This is a genomic window from Nonomuraea sp. CA-218870 (assembly GCF_050936535.1).
Taxonomy (GTDB): Bacteria; Actinomycetota; Actinomycetes; order Streptosporangiales; family Streptosporangiaceae; genus Nonomuraea; species Nonomuraea corallina.
In genome coordinates this window covers 4,029,091-4,049,585 of record NZ_JBNJMN010000001.1, presented here as the reverse complement: position 1 = coordinate 4,049,585, position 20,495 = coordinate 4,029,091, and the positions used below count along the sequence as shown (strand labels likewise).

Annotated in this window: 21 protein-coding genes; 12 read left to right on the top strand and 9 right to left on the bottom strand. The window is 73.5% G+C overall.

Annotated elements, in window-relative coordinates; translation table 11 throughout:
• Positions 1 to 20: 20 nt before the first annotated feature.
• The 3 genes from ACQEUU_RS19585 to ACQEUU_RS19575 all read left to right on the top strand — a co-directional run bounded on the left by ACQEUU_RS19585 (position 21) and on the right by ACQEUU_RS19575 (position 3,074).
• The gene (locus tag ACQEUU_RS19585; RefSeq protein WP_433067904.1) at positions 21 to 740 is read left to right on the top strand and encodes an ABC transporter ATP-binding protein; all 720 of its coding nucleotides are present in this window, start codon (positions 21 to 23) and stop codon (positions 738 to 740) included.
• Positions 737 to 1,558, top strand: coding sequence for an ABC transporter permease (locus ACQEUU_RS19580; protein WP_433067902.1), 822 nt, complete (start codon positions 737 to 739; stop codon positions 1,556 to 1,558). Before ACQEUU_RS19585 ends, ACQEUU_RS19580 begins: the two co-directional genes overlap by 4 nt.
• Before the next feature lie 103 nt (positions 1,559 to 1,661).
• Positions 1,662 to 3,074: a dihydrolipoyl dehydrogenase family protein gene (locus ACQEUU_RS19575; protein WP_433067901.1), complete on the top strand. Its 1,413-nt coding sequence runs from the start codon at positions 1,662 to 1,664 to the stop codon at positions 3,072 to 3,074.
• Here ACQEUU_RS19575 and ACQEUU_RS19570 read toward each other — a convergent pair.
• From ACQEUU_RS19570 to ACQEUU_RS19560, 3 genes are read right to left on the bottom strand one after another with little or no spacing between them, the layout of a single operon-like run.
• Entirely contained in the window at positions 3,062 to 3,727 is a 666-nt protein-coding gene (locus ACQEUU_RS19570) for a TetR family transcriptional regulator (protein ID WP_433067899.1), read from the bottom strand. The two genes, ACQEUU_RS19575 and ACQEUU_RS19570, sit on opposite strands and share 13 nt — an antisense overlap.
• A gap of 40 nt (positions 3,728 to 3,767) precedes the next feature.
• Positions 3,768 to 5,537 (bottom strand): bifunctional sugar phosphate isomerase/epimerase/4-hydroxyphenylpyruvate dioxygenase family protein, encoded by a 1,770-nt coding sequence (locus ACQEUU_RS19565; protein WP_433067898.1) that lies wholly within the window; start codon positions 5,535 to 5,537, stop codon positions 3,768 to 3,770.
• A gap of 29 nt (positions 5,538 to 5,566) precedes the next feature.
• Complete coding sequence (locus ACQEUU_RS19560; RefSeq protein WP_433067896.1) at positions 5,567 to 6,409, bottom strand: shikimate dehydrogenase; 843 nt, start codon at positions 6,407 to 6,409, stop codon at positions 5,567 to 5,569.
• Between the two features lie 197 nt (positions 6,410 to 6,606).
• On the opposite strand from ACQEUU_RS19560, the gene ACQEUU_RS19555 reads away from it, so the two are divergent.
• The 5 genes from ACQEUU_RS19555 to ACQEUU_RS19535 all read left to right on the top strand — a co-directional run bounded on the left by ACQEUU_RS19555 (position 6,607) and on the right by ACQEUU_RS19535 (position 12,694).
• Positions 6,607 to 7,950, top strand: coding sequence for an MFS transporter (locus tag ACQEUU_RS19555; protein WP_433067894.1), 1,344 nt, complete (start codon positions 6,607 to 6,609; stop codon positions 7,948 to 7,950).
• Positions 7,951 to 8,057: 107 nt separating this feature from the next.
• Positions 8,058 to 8,849 (top strand): hypothetical protein, encoded by a 792-nt coding sequence (locus ACQEUU_RS19550; protein ID WP_433067892.1) that lies wholly within the window; start codon positions 8,058 to 8,060, stop codon positions 8,847 to 8,849.
• Entirely contained in the window at positions 8,846 to 9,943 is a 1,098-nt protein-coding gene (locus tag ACQEUU_RS19545; RefSeq protein ID WP_433067891.1) for a hypothetical protein, read from the top strand. The genes ACQEUU_RS19550 and ACQEUU_RS19545 overlap by 4 nt, the downstream gene beginning before the upstream one ends.
• 16 nt (positions 9,944 to 9,959) lie before the next feature.
• Entirely contained in the window at positions 9,960 to 11,387 is a 1,428-nt protein-coding gene (locus tag ACQEUU_RS19540; protein WP_433067890.1) for a hypothetical protein, read from the top strand.
• Positions 11,384 to 12,694, top strand: coding sequence for an AAA family ATPase (locus ACQEUU_RS19535; RefSeq protein ID WP_433067888.1), 1,311 nt, complete (start codon positions 11,384 to 11,386; stop codon positions 12,692 to 12,694). The genes ACQEUU_RS19540 and ACQEUU_RS19535 overlap by 4 nt, the downstream gene beginning before the upstream one ends.
• Positions 12,695 to 12,706: 12 nt before the next feature.
• On the opposite strand, the gene ACQEUU_RS19530 is transcribed toward ACQEUU_RS19535, so the two are convergent.
• Positions 12,707 to 13,636: a GNAT family N-acetyltransferase gene (locus ACQEUU_RS19530; RefSeq protein WP_433067887.1), complete on the bottom strand. Its 930-nt coding sequence runs from the start codon at positions 13,634 to 13,636 to the stop codon at positions 12,707 to 12,709.
• Between the two features lie 66 nt (positions 13,637 to 13,702).
• Here ACQEUU_RS19530 and ACQEUU_RS19525 point away from each other — a divergent pair, with 66 nt between their 5' ends.
• Both ACQEUU_RS19525 and ACQEUU_RS19520 read left to right on the top strand, forming a co-directional pair.
• Positions 13,703 to 14,023 (top strand): STAS domain-containing protein, encoded by a 321-nt coding sequence (locus ACQEUU_RS19525; RefSeq protein WP_433067886.1) that lies wholly within the window; start codon positions 13,703 to 13,705, stop codon positions 14,021 to 14,023.
• An 81-nt stretch (positions 14,024 to 14,104) separates the two neighbouring features.
• A complete protein-coding gene (locus ACQEUU_RS19520; protein ID WP_433067885.1) occupies positions 14,105 to 14,536 on the top strand; it encodes an ATP-binding protein in 432 nt (143 codons plus the stop codon).
• A 64-nt stretch (positions 14,537 to 14,600) separates the two neighbouring features.
• On the opposite strand, the gene ACQEUU_RS19515 is transcribed toward ACQEUU_RS19520, so the two are convergent.
• Positions 14,601 to 14,735 (bottom strand): hypothetical protein, encoded by a 135-nt coding sequence (locus tag ACQEUU_RS19515; protein WP_433067883.1) that lies wholly within the window; start codon positions 14,733 to 14,735, stop codon positions 14,601 to 14,603.
• A 321-nt stretch (positions 14,736 to 15,056) separates the two neighbouring features.
• On the opposite strand from ACQEUU_RS19515, the gene ACQEUU_RS19510 reads away from it, so the two are divergent.
• Together ACQEUU_RS19510 and ACQEUU_RS19505 are read left to right on the top strand one after the other, a co-directional pair.
• Positions 15,057 to 15,872, top strand: coding sequence for a formylglycine-generating enzyme family protein (locus ACQEUU_RS19510; RefSeq protein WP_433071897.1), 816 nt, complete (start codon positions 15,057 to 15,059; stop codon positions 15,870 to 15,872).
• 4 nt (positions 15,873 to 15,876) lie between these two features.
• Complete coding sequence (locus tag ACQEUU_RS19505) at positions 15,877 to 17,028, top strand: UDP-N-acetylglucosamine--N-acetylmuramyl-(pentapeptide) pyrophosphoryl-undecaprenol N-acetylglucosamine transferase (protein ID WP_433067882.1); 1,152 nt, start codon at positions 15,877 to 15,879, stop codon at positions 17,026 to 17,028.
• Here ACQEUU_RS19505 and ACQEUU_RS19500 read toward each other — a convergent pair.
• The 4 genes from ACQEUU_RS19500 to ACQEUU_RS19485 all read right to left on the bottom strand — a co-directional run bounded on the left by ACQEUU_RS19500 (position 17,025) and on the right by ACQEUU_RS19485 (position 20,472).
• Positions 17,025 to 17,960, bottom strand: coding sequence for a hypothetical protein (locus tag ACQEUU_RS19500; protein WP_433067880.1), 936 nt, complete (start codon positions 17,958 to 17,960; stop codon positions 17,025 to 17,027). The two genes, ACQEUU_RS19505 and ACQEUU_RS19500, sit on opposite strands and share 4 nt — an antisense overlap.
• A gap of 98 nt (positions 17,961 to 18,058) precedes the next feature.
• On the bottom strand, positions 18,059 to 18,967 hold the full coding sequence (locus tag ACQEUU_RS19495) for a hypothetical protein (RefSeq protein ID WP_433067879.1): 909 nt from the start codon (positions 18,965 to 18,967) through the stop codon (positions 18,059 to 18,061).
• 33 nt (positions 18,968 to 19,000) lie between these two features.
• Positions 19,001 to 19,885, bottom strand: coding sequence for a hypothetical protein (locus ACQEUU_RS19490; protein ID WP_433067878.1), 885 nt, complete (start codon positions 19,883 to 19,885; stop codon positions 19,001 to 19,003).
• 47 nt (positions 19,886 to 19,932) lie between these two features.
• On the bottom strand, positions 19,933 to 20,472 hold the full coding sequence (locus ACQEUU_RS19485) for an MMPL family transporter (protein ID WP_433067877.1): 540 nt from the start codon (positions 20,470 to 20,472) through the stop codon (positions 19,933 to 19,935).
• Between the last annotated feature and the right edge of the window lie 23 nt (positions 20,473 to 20,495).

The following is a 20,495-nucleotide window of genomic DNA, read 5'->3' as shown; positions in this document are numbered from 1 at the left end:
GGGCACCGCAGTCTGAGGCGGTGGCCATCCTGGAGGCGATCGAGCTGGTCAAGCGGTTCGGCCCGGTTCTCGCGGTCGACGGGCTGAGTTTCGAGGTCGGCGACGGGGAGGTCGTGGGGCTGCTGGGGCTCAACGGCGCCGGCAAGTCGACGACGCTGCACATGCTGCTCGGGTTGATCACTCCCGACGCGGGCCAGGTGCGGGTGTTCGGGCTGGATCTGGCGCGGCACCGCACCGAGGTGCTCAGCCAGGTCAACTTCGCCGCGAGCTACGTGGACCTGCCGGGGCCGCTGCTGGTGCACGAGGTGCTGGACGCGTTCGCCCGCCTGTACGCGGTGCGGCGGCCCCGTGCGCGGGTGGCGGAGATGATCGAGCTGCTGGAGCTGGGGCCGCTGCGCGACCGGCGGATGATGGACCTGTCGTCCGGTCAGCGCACCCGCGTGCAGCTGGCCAAGGCGCTGCTGAACGCGCCGCGGCTGCTGGTGCTGGACGAGCCGACGGCCAACCTGGACCCGGACGCGGGCGACCGGATCCGCGCCCTGCTGTCGCGGGTGTCGCGGGAGGACGGCGGCGCGATGCTGATCACCTCGCACAACATGCGCGAGGTGGAACGGATGTGCGACCGCATCCACTTCATGGCGGCGGGGCGGATCGTGGCCACCGGGACGCCGGCCGAGCTGGCCGGCCACTACGGGGCCGAGGACCTGGAAGAGGTGTTCCTGAAGGTGGCGCGCGGATGACGGCCATGACGCTGCCGCCGCTCGGCTGGCCGGCGCGGTGGCAGCGGATCCTCGGCGTGGTGCGGCGCGACTTCGCGGCGCTGCGCCGCAGCCCGATCAGGATGTTCGAGATCCTGTTCTGGCCGACGGTGGAGCTGCTGCTGTGGGGGTTCGTGACGCTGTTCCTGCAGACCCAGCGGGTGCCGTTCGTGGTCACGTTCCTGATCGGGGCCGTGCTGCTGTGGCAGGTGCTGCAGAAGGCGAGCAACGAGATCTCGATCGCGTTCCTGGAGGACATCTGGTCCAGGAACCTGCTGAACGTGCAGGTGAGCCCGCTGTCGAGCGTCGAGTACCTGGCGGGCCTGGTGCTGTTCTCGCTGGGCAAGGTGGTGTTCGCGGTCGCGGTGATGGCGGGGCTGGCCTACGCGCTGTACGGGTTCGGGGTGACGGGGCTGGGTGTGGGGCTGGTGCCGTTCATGGGGGTGCTGCTGGTGTTCGGCTGGTCGCTCGGGCTGGTCGGCATCTCGGCGGTGCTCCGGTTCGGCGAGAACGCCCAGGTGATCGCCTGGTCGCTGGTGTTCGTGGTGCAGCCGCTGGCCGGGATCTTCTACCCGGTCTCGGTGCTGCCGGAGCCGCTGCGGGTGGTGGCGTGGTTCACGCCCGCGTCCCACGTGTTCGAGGGGATGCGCACGGTCATGGCGGGCGGCGCGGTGCCGTGGGACCGGATGGCGTGGGCGGCCGGGCTGAGCGTGGCGTGCGTGGGGGCGGCGGTGGCGCTGTTCGGGTGGGCTCTGCGGTACGCGCGCGCTCACGGGAAGCTGTCCCGGTTCGGCGACTGACGGCGAGCCGGAGGCCTTCCGGTCTCGGGGGGGTGGCACCCTGGAGCGGCGGCCGGCCGGCTGGCAGACTGCCCCCAGGGGAAACGCCATCCGGGAGGTCGACGTGTCCGACGAGTACGACGTCATCGTGATCGGAGCCGGCCCTGCCGGGGAGAACGTCGCCGACCGGGCGGTGCGCGGCGGGCTGTCCGCCGTGATCGTGGAGGAGCGCCTGGCCGGAGGCGAGTGCTCCTACTGGGCGTGCATCCCCAGCAAGGCGCTGCTGCGACCGGTCGAGCTGGCCGCCGAGGTGTCCCGGGTGCCGGGCCTGGAGACGACGCCGATCGACACGCGGGCGGTGCTCGCCCGCCGCGACGAGGCGGTCAGCGGGTACGACGACGCCGGGCAGGTGCGGTGGGTGGAGAGCGTGCCTGCGGCGTTCGTGCGCGGTCGCGGCCGGCTCGACGGCCCGCGCCGGGTGGTCGTCGACCTTCCCGGCGGCGGCGAGCGGGTGCTGACCGCCCGTCACGCGGTGGTGCTGGCGACCGGCAGCGTCGCGTCGGTGCCGCCCGTGCCGGGGCTGCGGGAGGCGCAGCCGTGGACCAGCCACGAGGTGACCGCCGCCACCTCCGTGCCCGGCCGGCTGGCGGTGATCGGCGGCGGCGTGGTCGGCTGCGAGATGGCGCAGGCCATGCACGGGCTGGGCGCCCGGCGGACGACGATGCTGGTGCGCGGCGGCGGACTGCTGGACCGCATGGAGCCGTTCGCGGGTGAGCTGCTGGCCGAGTCGTTCAAGGAGTCGGGCATCGACGTGCGGCTGCGTACCGGGGTGGAGCGGGTGGAGCGGCCCGAGCCGGGCGGCGAGGTGACCGTGCACCTGTCGCAGGGCCCGCCGGTCGTGGCCGACGAGGTGCTGGTGGCCACCGGCCGCAGGCCCGCCACGAAGGGCCTGGGCCTGGAGACCGTCGGGCTGCCGCAGGACCGGCCGGTCGAGGTGGACGACAGCCTGCGCGCGACCGGGGTGGCGGACGGCTGGCTGTACGCGGTGGGCGACGTCAACGGGCGCAACCTGCTCACCCACATGGGCAAGTACCAGGGGCGGGCGTGCGGCGACGTCATCGCGGCCAGGGCCGCCGGGGCGCCGGACGACCTGCCCGCGATGCGCGCGTCCGCCGACGGGGCCGGGCCGCCGCAGGTGGTGTTCACCGACCCGCAGATCTGCTCGGTGGGCCGCACCGAGGCCGCCGCCCGCGAGGCCGGGTTCCGGGTGCGGGCGGTCGAGTACGACCTCGCGAGCGTGTCCGGCGCCTACCTGCTCGGCGACGGCTACCGCGGCCGGGCCAAGGCGGTGGTGGACGAGGAGCGCGGGGTGCTGCTCGGCGTCACCTTCGCCGGGCCGGGCACGGCCGAGCTGCTGCACTCGGCGACCGTCGCGGTGATCGGCGAGGTGCCGCTGGAGCGGCTCTGGCATGCGGTGCCGTCGTTCCCGACGGTGAGCGAGGTGTGGCTGCGGCTGCTGGAGACCTACGGGCTCTGAGGCGGTGGCTGATCGCCGCGCAGGTAGGCGACGGTCATCTCGCCCACCATGCGGCGCAGCCGGTCGCGGTGCTCGGGCGCGGTCATGTCGCGCCCGAACAGCGCGCCGAAGGTGTGCTGGTTGGCCACCCGGAAGAAGCAGAACGCGCTGATCATCATGTGCACGTCGACGGCGTCGGCCTCGGTGGCGAAGTCGCCGCTCGCCTTGCCCGCCTCCAGGATGCGCTCGATGACGCCGAGGACGGGGGTGCCGAGGTTGGCCAGGGCCTGCGACTTGCGGATGTGCTCGGCCTCGTGGATGTTCTCGATCGCGACGAGCTTGATGAAGTCGCGGTGCGCGTCGTGGTGGTCGAACGTCAGCTCCGCCAGCGTGCGGATCGCCTCGACCGGCGCCAGGTGCTCCACGTCGAGGTCGCGCTCGGCGGCGCGGACCACCGAGTAGGCGTGCTCCAGGACGGCGATGTAGAGCTTCTCCTTGCTGCCGTAGTAGTAGTAGATCATGCGCTTGGTGGTGCGCATCAGCTCCGCGATCTCGTCCACCCGCGCCCCCGCGTAGCCGCGCCTGGCGAACTCCCGCAGGGCGACCTCGAGGATCTCCGCCCTGGTGCGGTCGGCGTCGCGCCGGCGCTCACCGGTGGCTGGCTGCGAGGTCATGTGGCTCCACGGGACGGCGGGGGGGACGATGCGCCTCATCCTATGACCGCTCCGCGTGCTGCACCGCCAGCCGGACGGCCGCGTTGGCGGCGCCGTACCCGTCGTAGCCGCCGATCCGCTGCACCAGTTCGAAGAAGACCCGCCCGGCGGTAACGGTGTACAGGTGGAGGAACTCTCCCCGCTCGTCCCTGTCGTACAGCAGCCCCAGCTCCCTGATCTCCGGGTCGGTCGCGTACCTGGCCTCCAGATGGTCGTGGTAGTTGGCCGGGATGGGCAGCAGCAGGCCGGGATGCTCGGCGCGCAGCCGCCGGGCGAGCGCCCGCAGGTCGCGGACGGCGAACGCGACGTGCTGGCGGGGCGCCTGGTGGGCGCCCACCACCCTGGCGATGTTGACGACCAGGCGGGTGCCGCCGCCGGCCAGGGCGCGGCTGCGCAGCAGGCCGTACGGGTCGGCCACCTCCATGCTCTCCTGCGGGCGCAGCCCCAGCACGCTGCGGTAGAACAGCGACGCCTCGTCGAAGTGCTGCCACGGCTGGGTGAGCGCGACATGGTCGATCCCGGTCACGTCCCCGTCCGGTACGGGCGACTCACGCGGGAAGTCGGCCGTCCAGTCGGGGTGGTCGGCGTGGCCGGTGCGGCAGAAGAACAGCGCGGTCCCGTCGGGGGCGGCGATGGCGTCCAGCGGCGCGTCGCGGGGCGCGCGCCGGCGCGGCAGCACCGGCGCCAGCAGCGTCTCGGCCCGCTTCACGGACGCGGCCGGGTCCGGCGTCTCCAGTCCGATCGCCACCAGTCCCGGCTCCCCGGAGGTCTCTTCCGTCGCGGGGGTCGCGTTGAGGAGGACGCGGGCGCCGCCCTGCTCCCACAGGTCGACCGGTTTGGTGCGGTGGGTTCCGGTACGGGCGAAGCCGAGGGCCGACAGGAGGGCGGGAAGCTCCGCGGAGCCGCCGGTAGCCAGTTCGGCGAACGCGAACCCCGACGGCACGACCGGCGGCGCGCCGGACGGCAGCAGCGTCTCCTCCAGCGCGATCAGCGAGCGCATCGCGTCCAGCGCGGTCCTGCGGGCGTCGGACTGGCGGAAGACGTCGTTGAACACCTCCAGCGACAGCGGCCCCGCGTACCCGGTGGCGAGCACGTGCCGTACCAGGCCGGTCACGTCGAAGCCGCCCTGGCCGGGGAAGCATCGGTAGTGGCGGCTCCACTGCAGCACGTCCATGGCCAGCCGGGGCGCGTCGGCGAGCTGCAGGAAGAAGATCTTCTCGCCGGGGATCGCCTCGATGCCGATGGGGTCGGAGCCGCGCGAGAGGATGTGGAAGCTGTCCAGGCAGACGCCCAGCCCCGGATGGCCGGCCATCCGCACGATGCGCCAGGCGTGCAGGTACTCGCTGACGTGCCGGCCCCAGGCGAGCGCCTCGTAGGCGATCCGGATGCCGTGACCGGCGGCCCGTTCGGCGAGCAGGTGGAGCTGCTCGGCGGCGAGCGCGTCGTCGGGCAGGGCGTCCGGGGAGACGTTCGAGCAGACGAGCAGGGTGTCCGCGCCGAGCCGGGTCATCAGCTCCAGCGTGTGCTCGGCCCGGCGCAGGTTGCCCCGCAGCACGTCGCCGGGCACCGCCTCGAAGTCGCGCAGCGGCTGGTACAGGTCGATGCCCAGGCCCAGGTCGGCGGCGCGCCGGCGGATCTCCTCGGGCCGCAGCGGGCAGGCGATCAGGTCGTTCTCGAACACCTCCACCCCGTCGAAGCCGGCCGCGGCGACCGCCTCCAGCTTCTCGGGCAGCGTGCCGCTCACGGACACGGTCGCGATGGACTTGCGCATGGCGTCCTCCTGTCAGGCGGTGACGAACATCAGGCGGTGACGAGTTCGGTCAGGTGGGCGAGCATCCGTTCGGCGTCCGGTTTCCTGCCGGTGAACAGGTGGAAGGCGTGGGCGGCCTGGAAGACGACCATGCCGCCGCCGTCGAGCGTGCGGCAGCCCAGGGCGCGGGCGCGGCGCAGCAGCTCGGTCTCCAGCGGCCGGTAGACGATGTCGGCCACCCACAGGCCGGGGCGGAGCAGGGCGGCGGGCAGCGGCATCCCGGGGTGGTCGGCCATCCCGGTGGGGGTGGCGTGCACCAGCCCGTCCGCGTCCGGCAGCAGGGCGGGCAGGTCGCCGGGGACGGCGGGGCGCGCCCGGCCTTCGCCGAACCTCCCGGCCAGGTCCGCCGCGAGCGTCCGCGCCCGTTCCGGCTCCGCGTCCACCACCGTCAGCTCGTCCACGCCCAGGGTGAGCAGCGCGTGCCCGACGGCCGCCCCGGCCCCGCCCGCGCCGAGTTGTGTCACCCGGCCGGTGGGCGCGCCGGGCAGGTCACGGGCGAACGACTCGGCGAAGCCGGTCCAGTCGGTGTTGTGCCCGACGGCGCGGTCGCCGTCGAACACCACCGTGTTGACCGCGCCCAGGGTGGCCGCGTCGGCGGACAGCTCGTCCAGGTGCGGGAGCACGGCGCGCTTGCACGGGTGGGTGATGTTGAGCCCGTCGAAGCCCAGCCGCCGCGCGGCCCGGAGCAGCTCCCCCACCTCGTCCGCGGCGCCGGCCTCGATCAGCCGGTAGACGTAGGGGATGCCGAGGCGGGACGCCTCCCGCTCGTGCAGGGCGGGACTGAGCGACGGCCCGATGCCGGAGCCGATGAGCCCGATCAGGTAGGAGGTCATGCTCACCCTCAGGATTTATGTACGAACTAGTGAGTTAGTCATAACATCCCGAGGACCGTCCCGTGAAGACACCCTTGACACGAGATGGCGGTCACAGGAGCATGGCGATCAATTAACTATCTAGTTCGTAACAAGTGAGCGGCCCGAGACGGGGGGCACGGGCCCGCACTGACGACGCCGCACCTCAGGGAGCCATCGTGACCGACCAACCCCCCGGTGCCCACCAGGGCACGCCACGCAAGGCGGCCGTCGCGGCCTGGATCGGCAGCGCGCTGGAGTACTACGACTTCTTCATCTACGGCAGCGCCGCCGCCCTCATCTTCTCCAAGGTGTTCTTCGACGAGTCCGACCCCACCACGGCGACCCTCCAGTCGCTGGCCAGCTTCGGCGTCGCCTACGCCGCCCGGCCCGTCGGCGCGTTCTTCCTCGGCCACTACGGCGACCGGTTCGGCCGCAAGCGCATCATGGTGTTCACCCTCATCCTCATGGGGGTGTCGACGTTCCTCATCGGCTGCCTGCCGACCCGCGACCAGATCGGCGACCTCGCCCCGGTGCTGCTGGTCGTGCTGCGCATCCTGCAGGGCCTGTCGGCCGCCGGCGAGCAGGCCAGCGCCAACTCCATGACCCTGGAGCACGCCCCGGAGCACCGGCGCGGCTACTACACCAGCTTCACACTCAACGGCACCCAGTTCGGGCAGATCCTGGCCACCGTGGTCTTCATCCCGGTCGCGGCCATGCCGGAGGAGCAGCTGCTGTCGTGGGGCTGGCGGGTGCCGTTCTGGATGAGCGTGGTCGTCGCCGTGGTCGGCTGGGTGATCCGGCGCAAGCTGGAGGAGACGCCGGCGTTCGAGCGGGAGGTGGCCGAGGGCACGGTGCCGCGGATGCCGCTGTCGATCCTCTTCCGCGACCACTGGGCGAGCGTGCTGCGGGTGGTGTGCGCGGCGCTGATCGCGACGGTCAGCACGATCTTCACCGTGTGGGCGCTCAACTACGCCGTCGAGAACGTCGGCCTGGACCGGGCCACCATGCTCTGGGTGAGCACCGTGGCCAACGCCACCGCGCTGCTGGCCATCCCGCTGTGGGCGACGCTGTCGGACCGGATCGGCCGCAAACCGGTGTTCCTCATCGGGGCCGTCGGCAGCCCGATCATGATCTTCGCCTACCTGGCGGCGATCAACTCCGGCAGCTACCCGATGATCTTCCTGGTCGGCATCCTCACCCTCGGCGTCGTCTACAGCGCCTCCAACGGCATCTGGCCCTCGCTCTACGGCGAGATGTTCACCACCAGGGTGCGGCTGTCGGGCATGGCCATCGGCACCCAGATCGGCTTCGCCATCGCCGGCTTCGCGGTCGCCTCGGCGGCCGGCATCGTCTCCCCCGAGGGCTGGCTCGGCCTGCAGGGCTGGGTCGGCGTGGGCGTCTTCACCGCCATCCTGTGCGCGATCAGCGCGGTGGCGGTGGCGACCGCCCGCGAGACGCACAAGGTCCCCACGGACCAGCTCGGCCTCCCGCCCGCCGACCGCGTCACCACCTCCGCCTGACCCTTCCGTACGCGGGCCGCGCCCTTCCCGGGTGCGGCCCGCGTCCGCGTGCGCGAGACACGCACCGAAATACTGGTAATTACTGGAACCCCTGATACTCTCGCGCCATGAGTGACCGGCTGGACGAGCTCGAACGGCGGATCGACGAGCTCAGAGCCGGTGTGCGCAGGGCGGTCCGGGCCAGGGACGGCGTGGCCGCCAGAGCGTTGCGGGCCGAGCTCCGCACGGCCGAGCAGGCGTGGGACACGCTGGTGAGCGGCGAGCAGCCCGCGGCCAAGGCGCGAGGGGCGCGGCTGGTGACCGTGCGCGAGCAGGTCCACCAGGCGCTGGCGCTGCTGGGCGCGCCCGCGCAGGCCCGGCTGGTGGTGGCGGTGAGCGGCGCGTTCCTGGCCGGCACGATCCGCAGCTCCCAGCTCACCAGCCTGCGCAGGGACGAGGAGCGCTCGTTCCGCTCGTCGCCGTTCGGGCGGCCCTACTACCTGTGCGCGGCGCTGACCGACCGGCTCTCCCCCGCCCGGGGCTACCTCACCGTCAGCACGTGGCCGGTGCGGCGCCGGGTGGTCGGGCCGCTCAGCCCCCGCGTCGACTTCCTCACCTGCGCGATCTCGATCGCCGAGCACGCCGCCGGGCCCGGCGGGCGCTCGCCCGAGGGCGAGCGCCTGTTAGTCCGGATGGCGCGCAACATCCCCGGCGCCGGCGACGAGGTGCCCCCCGACCCGGCGCGGGTGGCCGAGGCGGCCCGGCGGGAGCTGGCGGTGCACGCCGAGCGCGACGCCGCCGACCGGGAGGAGCTGGCCGGACGCGCCGGAACCCAGCTCGATGACCTGGCCCGGCTGTTCGGGGCCGCTACGCTGACCACTGTTCCAAGATCAGTCACGGCTATGAGAGGCGGCCGATGAACCAGCTGGACGCGCTGCGCGGCACCACGCCGCCCAAGCCGCACGACGCCCGCGCGATCGCCGCGCTCGCGGCCAACCCGGGCTGCGCCCGGCGGGCGCTCATGGACGGCGCCGGGATCGACAAGGACGCACTCGCCCGCCACCTGGGCCACCCCGCCCCGTTCGGCCAGTCGCCGTTCGCGATCACCCGGGGGAACGCGTTCGAGGCGCTGGTGAAGGCCGACGGGTGCGCGGAGCTGATCCGGATGCTGCGCGAGCTGCTCGGCCTGCCGATCGACGAGGTGGCCTACCACGACGTGGAGAACGTCGGCGCCCACCTGCGCCACACCCACACCCGCGCGCTGATCGACCGGGCGGCCAGGGGCGAGGGCACGGGCACCGTCTACGACCACCCGCTGTTCACGCTCGCCATCGCCGGCCACACCGCCTACCTGGAGCCCGACGTCGTGGCGTTCCAGCTCGGCGGCCGGTTCCACATCGTGGAGATCAAGTCGTTCGCGGTGGTCGACGGGCAGGCCGATCCCGCGGCGGTGGCCGCCGCGGCGCGGCAGGCGGCGGTGTACGTGCTCGCGCTGCGCACGCTGCTGGAGGAGCTGGGCCACGACCCGCTCCGGGTGGCGCACGACGTGGTGCTGGTCTGCCCGGAGAACTTCGCCAACCGCCCGGTGGCCACGCTGGTCGACGTGCGCAGGCAGCTCGCGGTGCTGCGCCGTCAGCTGGCCCGCATGACGAGCCTGGACCGGCTGCTGGCCGCGCTCCCGGAGAACGTGACGTTCGACCTGGAGCCGGACGGCGACGGGCGGCCGGCCCGGCCGGTCGCCGAGCTCGCCGACGCCGTCCGCGCGACCGAGGCACGCTACGCGCCCGACTGCCTGTCCACCTGTGACCTGTGCTTCTTCTGCCGCGACGAGGCCCGCCAGGAGGGCGCCTCCGACCTGCTTGGCCGCGACGTGCGCGACGCGCTGGGCGGGGTGGCGTCGGTGCGGGAGGCGCTGGCGCTGGCCGACGGCTCGCGCGCCCCGGAGCGGGGCCAGGAGGAGATCGCCCGGCTGCTGCGCGGCGCCGAACGCCTGCGGCGGGAGTGCCTGGCGTGAGCGGGAGGAGCCCGTCGTGAGCCTGCTCACCTCGCTGGCCCGGCTGCGGGCTATCGAGCAGGGGGTCGCCCAGCCGATCGCGACCGTCCGCCACTTCCACCTGTCGGCGCGGCCGATGGTGTTCATCCCGCTGAAGCTGTCGGGTGAGGCGGCGGCGCCCCTGGCGGCCATGCTGGGCACCGACCCGGGCGAGCCGCGGCTGCTGGCGGTGACCCAGCCGCGCAACCGCGACCTGCGCTTCGCCTGGGCGGGCGAGCTCGCCGGGGCGCTGCTGCCGTACGTGACGGGCTTCATGGGCGAGACGGAGACGGTGGAGCGGCGCAACGCCGACCCGTACGAGCGGACGCTGGACGCGCCGCAGCTGATCGTGCCGAACCGGGCCGGGGTCGCCTTCACCCGGCTGCTCGGCCGCTCCACCCGGTTCCGGCGCACCGACGGGCCGTTCCCGGTGCCGGAGGGGGTGCCGCTGCTCGGCCGGTGGCTGACGTACTTCGCCGAACGCGCCGCGTACCCCGGCTCGTCCCTCATGCCGGCCGTGACCGACGAGCTGGGCCGCCACTGGGCGAGCGGGCAGAGCGCGCTGGAGGACGCCAACCTGGCCGCGCTGCTCGCCTGGATCACCGAAGGGCCCGACGACGCGGCCGAGGACCCGCTGATCTGGCCGCCGGCCGGCCCCGCCACCGATCCGGGCTTCGACGCCGAGGTGCTGGCGCCAGCGATGGAGAGCGGCTCCGCCGAGCGGATCGCCGAGGCGCTGCGCACTCAGCTGGAGCCGACGTGGCGGCTGGTGTGGCGGGCGATCGGCCTGCTGCGCGAGCTGACGCCGGGCGCGAGCGTCGCGCAGCGGTGGGAGCACGACCGCGCCTCCTACAGCGGCATGATGGCGCAGCTCGCCGAGGGCGCGCCGCCGCAGGCCAGGCGCGACGGCGCGGTCGCGGCCGCGGCCCGGCTGGCGCGCATGGAGCGCGCCCAGGCCGCCTACGAGGTGCAGCGGGCCTACGACGACCCGCTGGTGATGGCCGAGTACCGGCTGACGGGCGAGGCGTTCGCGGGCGAGGTCGTCGACACGGCTCCCGACCACACCGAAGGCGAGGGCCGCTCACGCAAGCTGCGCCCGCTGGTGACGGTCAAGACCGACGATCTCGTACGGATCCCGCCGGGGACCGCGCTGGGCACGCCGCAGCGGCGCGGGCAGGGGGCCGAGCTGGTGTCGGCGCTGGACGGCCTGGTCACCCTGAAGATCACCAAAGGGATGGGGCGGGGCAGGACCCCGGCGCCCGGTGCGGTGCCCGAGGTCGGCGAGCGGGTCTGCTACAGCTCGCTGACCGACGACTTCCAGGGCGCGGCGGCGCTGCCGGAGCCCGAGGAGACGCCGTGGACGCACGGCGGCCCGCCGCGCCCGTACGAGCCGACCGACGAGGACGCCCGCGAGGAGTGGTCGTGACCGAGCCCGAGGCCGAGCCCGAGGCCGAGCCGACGCCTGAGGAGGTCGTCCGGCGGGTGCTCGACGACCTGCCCCGGCACCGGGGCGTCGTGGTCGACTCGCCGCCCGGCGCCGGCAAGTCCACGCTGGTGGTGCGGGCCGCCGCGCACCTGGCGGCGACCGGCGAGCCGCTGATGATCGTCGCCCAGACGAACGAGCAGGTGGACGACCTGGTGGCCCGGATCTGCGACAGGCATCCGCGGCTCACGGTGGGCCGGCTCTCGGCCGGCGGGTACGTGCCGCCCCAGCGCATGCTGGAGCTGCCGGGGGTGACCGTCGGCACCCGCGTGCAGGATCTCGGCGACCCCGACGTCGTCATCGCCACCGCCGACAAGTGGGCCTGGATCAGCGGCAGGACCTGGCCGTGGGCCATCGTGGACGAGGCCTACCAGATGCGCTCCGACAAGCTGCTGCGCATCGCCGGGCTGTTCGAGCGGGCCCTGTTCGTGGGCGATCCCGGACAGCTCGACCCGTTCTCGATCGTGGACGGCGACCGCTGGTCGGGCCTGTCGTGGGATCCGCTGCAGAGCGCCGTGTCGGTGCTGCTGCGGCACAACCCGGACCTGCCGGTGCACCGGCTGCCGGTGTCGTGGCGGCTGCCCGCGTCGGCGGCGCCGGTGGTGTCGCGGGCGTTCTACCCGTTCACCGGGTTCCGGTCGGGGACCGGGCCGGACGACCGGCGGCTGGAGCTGGTCACCGGCGGCATGGGCACGGTGCACGACCGGGCGCTGGAGGAGGCGGCCCGGTCCGGCTGGGCGCTGCTGGAGCTGCCCGACCGGCACACCGTGCGCACCGACGCCGAGGCGGTGGAGGCGGTGGCGCTGCTGGCGGCCAGGCTGCTGCAGCGCGGCGCGGTGGCGACCTCGGAGCAGGGCGAGCGGCCGGTGACGGCCGGCCGGATCGCGGTCGGCGCGGCCCACCGCGACCAGGTGGCGGCGATCAGGAACGCCGGGCTGCCGCCGGAGATCACCGTGGACACCGCCAACCGGCTCCAGGGCCGCGAGTACGACATGACGATCGTGCTGCACCCGCTGTCGGGGCGGCGCGACGCGACCGCGTTCCACCTGGAGTCAGGGCGGCTGTGCGTGCTGGCCTCGCGCCACCGGCACGCGTGCGTGGTGGTCGCCAGGGCGGGCATCGCCGAGCTGCTGGACGCGCACCCGTCGGCGGAGCCGGTGCAGCTCGGGGTGCCGGTGAAGTTCCCCGACGGCTGGGAGGCCAACCAGGCGGTGCTGGACCACCTGGCCGCGCACCGGATCCAGACGTGATCTGGACGTGAACTACACGGTGCTCCGCCAGACGTCGGCGACCAGGACCGCGCGCATCCCCTCCGACTCGTACAGGCCCAGCGCGGGGGTGGTGTTGTTGGCGTCGACGTGCAGGATCGTGCCCTTGCGGCCGCGGGCGCAGTCGGCGGCGATCGCGGTGCGCAGCAGCAACCGGCCCAGGCCGCGGCCGCGGAACTCCGGCAGCACGGCGAGGGTGGCGACGTAGCCGCAGCCCTCGTCGGCGGCGAACTGGTCGTTGCCGAGCACCATCGCGGCCGGCCGGCCGTCGATCCTGGCCAGGACGAGCTGCCCCCAGTCGGTGGTGGCGTGCGCCTGCCGCCGCTCGTACCAGAGGTCGTAGCCGACGCGGGCGTGGCCGAAGTGGTCGGCGAAGCCCTCCTGGTGCACCCGGTGGGCCTCGCGGCGGACCCGCTCGTCCCGGCCGTCGTGGAAGGTGACGCCGGGCGGCGGCTCCGGGGCCTGGACGGGGCGGTCGAAGTCGACGCGCATGCGGTGGAAGCTGGTCGCGGGCGCGAACCCGTACGCCCGGACGGTCTCCCGCTTGACGTGGTCGGCCCGAAGGACGACGACGTCGACCACGGCGGCGGCGTGGCCGCCGTCGTGGGCGAGCCGGCCGGCGCGCTCCAGCACGAGCGGCCAGAGCCGCTGGGCCAGGCCGGTCACGCCGGGCCGGACCAGCACGTCCACGTCGACGATCTCGCCGTCGCCCGGCCGCCGCGCCCACGCCCAGCCGTCGAGCCGGCCGTCGGGGCCGTGCCAGAGCCAGCTGTCGCGGTCCAGGTCGAAGCCCGGTTCGGCGAGCTCGCCCGCGATGTCGTCGAGGGTGAGGTCGGGGTGACCGAGCACCGCGGTGTCGCAGGCGGCGCTGAGCTCGTGAATGGCCGGGGCGTCCGCCAGCCTCGGGCGGCTGAGCTGATGCATGGGTTGATTGTCGCGGATATCACCCTCCTGGCGCGCCACGTTTTCCGTGGTGGCTAGGCTGTCAGGGTGCTGGACAAGACTCCGCTGCAGATAGAGGTCCATACACCCGACGCCACGACGGTCCAGCTCGCGCTGATCGGTGATCTCGACTTCGACACCGCGGGCGAGCTGGCGTCGGTCCCGCTGAGCGAAGGGGTCGAGCGGGTGGACGTCGACCTGTCCGGGGTGGGCTTCATCGACTCGTCGGGCCTGGCCGCCCTGGTCCGGCTCTACCAGCGGGCGGCGGCCGAGGACGCGGTGCTGCGGGTGGTGGCGGCCACGCCCTATCTGCGCAGCCTGCTGCGGATGACCGCGCTCGACCGGCTGTTCCACCTGCCGCCGGACTGAGGCGCCAGGCCGGTCCCCGCCGTGACGATTGCCCGCCCGGATCAAGGGAAGAGGCATCCTCGACACGGAAGGAGGGCGTCAGTGGAGACGACGATGGCGCTCCGGCTGCCGAGGGACGCGGCGAGCGTGCCGCTGATCCGGCAGATGCTGGACGGCACGCTGACCTCGCTCGGCGTGGAGCCACAGATCCGCGACGACATCGAGCTCATGCTCACGGAGGCGTGTTCCAACGTGATCCGGCACGCGGAACCGTGCGACGAGTACACGGTGAGCGCCATGGTCTACGACGACCTGTGCGTGATCCGGGTGACGGACAACGGCCACGGCTTCGACCCGGCGGCGGTCCGGGAGGCGACCCCCGGTTCGGAGCACGGGCGCGGGCTGCAGATCATGCGGGCGCTGGCCGACGACGTGCGCTTCACCAACAAGCGGGAGAACGGCGCGGTGGTGTGCCTGGAGAAGCGGCTGCGCTACTCGCCCGGCGCGGCGGGGCCCCACTTCATCACCACGTGAGCGTTCGTCCTGGTTCACGGCCGCTCCGCCACCCCGGAGCCGCCATGTGTCAGGACGACGGAGGTCAGGACGATCTCGCCGACATGGAGGCCATCAGCCCCAGCCAGACGAGCACGACCACCGCGATGACCACCACCGCGAGAAACGACAGGGCGAGGGCGATCAGCAGCGAGCCGATCGCGGCGAGCAGCGTCCACACCCTGTCAGGGTTTCCCGTCGGCGCCCGCCCGCTGCAGTTCCACCGCGGTCAGTTGGGCGTTGTGCGGCGCCATAACCCTCTTACCCGGCAGCGCCGCCCGCCGTCGGCCCTCTAGCGCACGGCGGGGACCGGCGGCGGGTGACGGCCGCGTCCTGACGGACCGGCCGGGGCGACTACCCTTCCTAGAGGTCGTCGACACCTGGGAGGAGCCGGATGAGCGCGTGCTGCGGGCCGAGCAGGGACGGCGCCGGCGGGGCGGACACCCCCGGGGCGCCGGTTCTCGTGAGCCCTGGCCCGGTGCGGCGGGAGCCGCCGCGGGGGATGGTGCGCATCCCCGGCGGGACGTTCTCGATGGGCGGCGACGACCCCGACGCCAACCCGGAGGACGGCGAGGGCCCGGTCCGCCAGGTGACGCTGGACCCGTTCCTGATCGACCCGGCCTGCGTGACGAACGCCCAGTTCGCCAGGTTCGTGAAGGAGACCGGGTACGTGACCGAGGCCGAGCGGATCGGCTGGTCGTTCGTGTTCCGCCAGTTCGCCTCGCGGGGCGTCATGGACGCGAGCGTGCCGCAGGCTCCCTGGTGGGTGGGCGTCGAGGGCGCCACCTGGCGATCCCCCGAAGGGCCGGGCTCCTCGATCGGCGACCGCCAGAACCACCCGGTCGTGCACGTCTCGTGGCACGACGCGACCGCGTACGCCCACTGGGCGGGTAAGCGGCTGCCGACGGAGGCGGAGTGGGAGATGGCCGCCCGCGGCGGCCGGGAGCGGACCCGCTACCCGTGGGGCGACGAGCTGGCGCCGAAGGGGCGGCAGCGGTGCAACATCTGGCAGGGCCCGTTCCCGACGGCGCCGAGCGGGGGCACGATGCCGGTCAAGTCGTTCCAGCCGAACGGCTACGGCCTCTACAACGTGGCGGGCAACGTGTGGGAGTGGACCGCCGACTGGTGGGACACCCGCTGGGAGCCGTACGCGGAGAACCCCACAGGGCCGGCCGAGGGCACGATGAAAGTGATCAGGGGCGGCTCGTACATGTGCCACGACTCCTACTGCAACCGCTACCGGCTGGCCGCGCGCACCGCCAACACCCCCGACTCGGCGACCGGGCACACGGGTTTCCGGTGCGCGGCCATAGTCTGAGCCCATGTCACCAACCCTGCGACTGCTGATCACCGGCGGCGGCACCGGTGGTCACACCTACCCGGCCCTGACGACCCTGACGGCCATCCAGCGCCGAGGGGTGCCGCACGACGTGCTCTGGGTGGGCACGGCCAACGGCCTGGAGGCGCGGATCACGGCCGAGCACGGCATCCCGTTCAAGGCGATCACGACGGGCAAGCTGCGCCGGCGCCCCAACCTGCGCGAGCTCGGCACCAACCTGGCCGACCTGTTCCGCATCCCCGTCGGGGTGTGCCAGGCGATCGGGCACGCCGCCCGCTACCTGCCCGACGTGGTGCTGTCGACCGGGGGCTACGTGGCGGTGCCGATCGGGGTGGCGGCCAAGCTGATCCGCAGGCCGCTGGTCATGCACGAGCAGACCACGGTGGTGGGGCTGGCCAACCGGATCCTTTCCAGGCTGGCGACCCGGATCGCGCTGTCGCACGAGTCGTCGCTCGAACACCTGCCCGCCCAGGCCAGGGCGAAGGCCGTGGTGACGGGCAACCCGATCCGGCCCGAGCTGCTGCAGGGCAAGCGGGCCGCGGCCTACGACCTGTTCGGGCTGACGTTCGAGGTGCCGCTGATCTACGTGACGGGCGGTGCCCAGGGCAGCAAGCAGATCAACACGCTGATCGCCGAGATCCTGCCCCGGCTGCTGCCGCACGCCCAGGTCGTCCACCAGTGCGGCCCCGCCTGGATCGAGCAGATGCGGGCCGTGGAGCTGCCGCCGGAGCTGGCCGACCGCTACCACCCGGTGCCGTACGTGGGGAGCGAGCTGGCCGACCTGTACGCGGCGGCCGACGTGGTGATCTCGCGCAGCGGCGCCGGCACGGTGTCGGAGCTGACCGCGATCGGCAAGCCGTCACTGCTGGTCCCGCTGATCCCGACCGGCGGCGACGAGCAGCGCAAGAACGCCGGCTACCTGGTGTCGGCGGGCGCGGCGCGGGCGCTGCTGGAGCCGCGCCCGACGGCCGACCAGCTGCTGGCCGAGCTGATGCCGCTGCTGGCCGACCCCGGCCTGCGCGCGGCGATGGGCGAGGCGGCGCAGAAGCTGGGCCGGGTGGACGCCGCCGACGCGCTCTGCGACCTGCTGCTGCAGACCGCCCAGCCCGCCAGGGCCGCCCAGCCCGCCGGCTAGGACGACCGCCCCTGCTCCCCCGGCTCCCCCGGCTCGCCGCGCTCCCCCGGTTCTCTCAGCTCCAGGTGGCCGAAGGCCTCGCGCGCGGAGCTGAGGCTGCGCCGCAGCGCCTGCTCCAGCTGGTCGGCGTCCTCGGCGAGCCGGGCGATCTCCGGCACCGCGAACGCGTCGGCCCCGGTCTCGGCGACCAGCTCCTCGTACTGGTGGAGCCGGCCGCGCAGCTCCTCGATCTGCTGGTGGGCGTGGAAGGCCCGCTCGGCCTCGGTGACGTTGGCGGCGTATCGCTCCAGCGCCTCGACCCGCGCCACCACGGCCTCCTCGCTGCTGTCGAGCGCCCGCCCGAGCGGCTCGGCCACGGCGGCGACCTCGGGGGCGGCGGCCCCGGTGACGGTCTGGCGGTGCTTGGCCCGCAGCGCCGACAGCTTGGCCAGCAGGCGGGCGATCTCCCACTCCTGGGCGGGCAGCATCACCGCGTTGCGCACCCCGTCGAGCAGCCCTTCGGTGTTGACGGCGGACTGGTTGACGGTGGCGATGGCCCGCTGCGCGCGGGCCAGCAGCCTCCTGGCGGACTCGTCGAGGTCCTCGGCGAACACGTAGCGGCCCTCGTACCAGCGCAGGTGCTCGTAGGTCTCGCGGTCGAGCACGGCCTCCTCGTCGTCGTCGGCGAGGTCGTGGCGGACGAACGCGACGAGGAGCACCGGCACGCCGACGAAGGCGAGCAGCAGCAGGCCGATGCCCCGGCTCATCAGGCCGAGCATGATCAGCAGGAGGGCGACAGCGGTCACGGTGACGGCCACGCCCCTGGACCGGGCCACGCCGTGGCGCGGCGGCTCGGGGATCCAGCCGCGCCGCATCCTGAGCAGGATCCGGCCGCTGTCCCTGATCAGTTGTGCGTCCTCCGGCGGCACCCCCGGCTCCACCACGACTTCCACAAACCCGGATCCTAGGCGAACTCTGCCCTCGGGGCTCGATTCTCTGTACGACAAACGGCGTGCGTCCCTCCCTGTGGCGGTCGGCGGGTGAAAGGCCGTCACCCGCGTAAGTGACGGAACGCCTCGTGGGCCGAGCTGACGCTGTCGCGCAGCGCCTGTTCGAGCCGGTCGGCGTCGTCGCTGAGACGTTTCAGCTCGGGCACGGCCGAGTCGCCGGCGCCGGACTCGGCCAGGAGTTCCTCGTACCGGGGCAGCTGGGCGCCGAGCCGGGCGATCTGCTCGCGCGCGCGGTAGGCCCGCTCGGCGTCGGCGACGTGGCCGGCGTAACGTTCCAGCGCCTCGATGCGGGCCACGACGGCGCGTTCGCTGCTGTCGAGCGCCTGGGCGAGCGGTTCGGCGACGGCGGCCACCTCGGGGGTGACGCCCTCGCCGACGACCTGCCGGTGCCCGGCGCGCAGCTCCGACAGCTTGGCCAGCAGGCGGGCGATCTCCCACTCCTGGGCGGGCAGCATCACCGCGTTGCGCACCCCGTCGAGCAGCCCTTCGGCGTGGACGTGGGACTCCATCACGGAGTCGACCGCGGCCGAGGTGCGGGCCATGAGCCTGCGGGCGCCCTCGTCGAGGTCCTCGCGGAGCACGTAGCGGCCGGCGAACTTGCGGGCGCTGTCGTAGACCTGCCGCTCGACCGCCTGCCGCCGCTCGGCGTCGGCGTCCGGGCGGGGCTTGGCGAGCACGCCCACGATGAGCAGCGCGGCCAGGGTCATCACGACGACGAACGGGGTGTAGCGGCCGGCCATGAAGAAGTCCAGCCCGGCGCCGACGGCCAGCAGCGCGACGAGGGTGGTGGTGATCCGGGCGACGAGCCCGAGTGCCGGCGGACGCCGTTTGCCCGGGGGCGTCCACCCGGCGCGGATGCGCAGCAGCAGCTTGCGGTGATCACGGAACAGGTCGGCCGTCTCGGCAGGCACCGTCGGCTCCACGACGACCTTCGCATGACGACCCGGCACATCAAGGATCCTATGTGGCGGTCTGTCCGAACGTCAGCCTTCCAAATAGCGAAAAGCCTCATGCGCGGAGGTGACATTGCGCCGCAGGGCGCGTTCCACGGTGTCGGCGTCCTCGGCCAGACGCTCGATCTCGGCCACGGCCATCGTGCCCGCGCCGGCCTCGGCCAGCAGTTCCTCGTAGCGGGGCAGCCTGGCGCGCAGTTCCGCGATCTGTTCGCGGGCCTGGTAGGCGCGTTCGGCCTCGGCGACGTGGGCGGCGTAACGTTCCAGCGCCTCGACGCGCTCCGCCACGGCCGCCGCGCTGCCGTCGAGCGCGCTCTGCAGGGGCCTCACCACGGCCGCCGCCTCGGGGGTGAGGCCGCGGGCGAGCATCTCGCGGTGCTCGCTCCGCAGCGCCGACAGCTTGGCGAGCAGGCGGGCGATCTCCCATTCCTGCTCCGGCAGCAGGATCGCGTTGCGCGCGGCGTCGAGCAGCCCTTCGGCGTGGACGTGGGAGCGCAGCACGGTGGCGATGGCCTGCTGGGCCCGGCGCAGCACGGCCGCCGCCTCCTCGTCGAAGTCCTGCGGGATCAGGTAGCGGCCTTCGTGCCGGCGCGCCTTGTCGTACAGCGCCCGCTCATGGGGCCGGTGCTCCTCGGTCACCTCGCTGATGCCGGCGATCTTGACGAGGACGAGGAAGACGAACCCGCCGAGCAGCAGGAACCCAAGCGGCGCGGCCGGCGACTCCAGCAGCACCGCCATGAGCGCGATCACCAGCGGGGTGGCGGCCAGCAGGACCACGCTGGAGGGGTTGCGCCGCTGGGGCTCGGCCCCGGCCGGCGGCACCCACCCCGCGCGCATCCGGCCCAGCAGCGGGGCGTTGGCGCGCAGGAGTCCGGCTGTCCCCGGCGGCACCGCCGGATCGACGACCACTCCCACGCTCTGCCCTGGCACCTTGGCGCCCCCAAGCTCCGCTTTTCCGGATACTACGAAACATCCCGCCCGGGTGTCAGCCTCGCGAAGGACAGGCCGGGGAACCACCAGGCGCGCTCGCCGAGCACCTCCATCGCGGCGGGCACCAGGACCAGCCGCACGATCGTGGCGTCGACCAGCACTCCGGCGGCCAGCCCGACCCCCATGACGCGCAGCGCCCGGTCGTCGAACGCGCCGAAGGCGGCGAACACGCAGAACATGATCGCCGCCGCCGCGATGATCACCCGTGCGGTCCTGGCGAGCCCGGCGGCGACCGCGGCGCCGCTGTCCAGGCCGTCGCGGTACTCCTCGCGGATGCGGGACATGAGGAACACCTCGTAGTCCATGGACAGCCCGAACGTGATCACGAACAGCATCATCGGCACCCAGGCGTCGATCGGCCCTCCGGTGCCGAGCCCGAGCACGTCCCACTGGAAGACCGCGCCCGCCATCCATGGCAACCGGTCGGCGGCGTGCCGGGCGAAGTCGACGGCGGCGGCCGTGGCCCCGGCCACCAGCACGGGCTCGGGCAGTTCGGCGCGGAGCCGGCGCACCCCTGGCCAGGGCGGAGAGCTGG

Excerpts from the sequence above, each read along its gene's own strand:
- ACQEUU_RS19510 (WP_433071897.1), top strand. The coding sequence starts at position 15,057 with ATGGTGCGCATCCCCGGCGGGACGTTCTCGATGGGCGGCGACGACCCC.
- ACQEUU_RS19505 (WP_433067882.1), top strand. The coding sequence starts at position 15,877 with ATGTCACCAACCCTGCGACTGCTGATCACCGGCGGCGGCACCGGTGGT.
- ACQEUU_RS19565 (WP_433067898.1), bottom strand. The coding sequence starts at position 5,537 with ATGCGCAAGTCCATCGCGACCGTGTCCGTGAGCGGCACGCTGCCCGAG.
- ACQEUU_RS19560 (WP_433067896.1), bottom strand. The coding sequence starts at position 6,409 with ATGACCTCCTACCTGATCGGGCTCATCGGCTCCGGCATCGGGCCGTCG.
- ACQEUU_RS19580 (WP_433067902.1), top strand. The coding sequence starts at position 737 with ATGACGGCCATGACGCTGCCGCCGCTCGGCTGGCCGGCGCGGTGGCAG.
- ACQEUU_RS19550 (WP_433067892.1), top strand. The coding sequence starts at position 8,058 with ATGAGTGACCGGCTGGACGAGCTCGAACGGCGGATCGACGAGCTCAGA.
- ACQEUU_RS19530 (WP_433067887.1), bottom strand. The coding sequence starts at position 13,636 with ATGCATCAGCTCAGCCGCCCGAGGCTGGCGGACGCCCCGGCCATTCAC.
- ACQEUU_RS19570 (WP_433067899.1), bottom strand. The coding sequence starts at position 3,727 with ATGACCTCGCAGCCAGCCACCGGTGAGCGCCGGCGCGACGCCGACCGC.
- ACQEUU_RS19545 (WP_433067891.1), top strand. The coding sequence starts at position 8,846 with ATGAACCAGCTGGACGCGCTGCGCGGCACCACGCCGCCCAAGCCGCAC.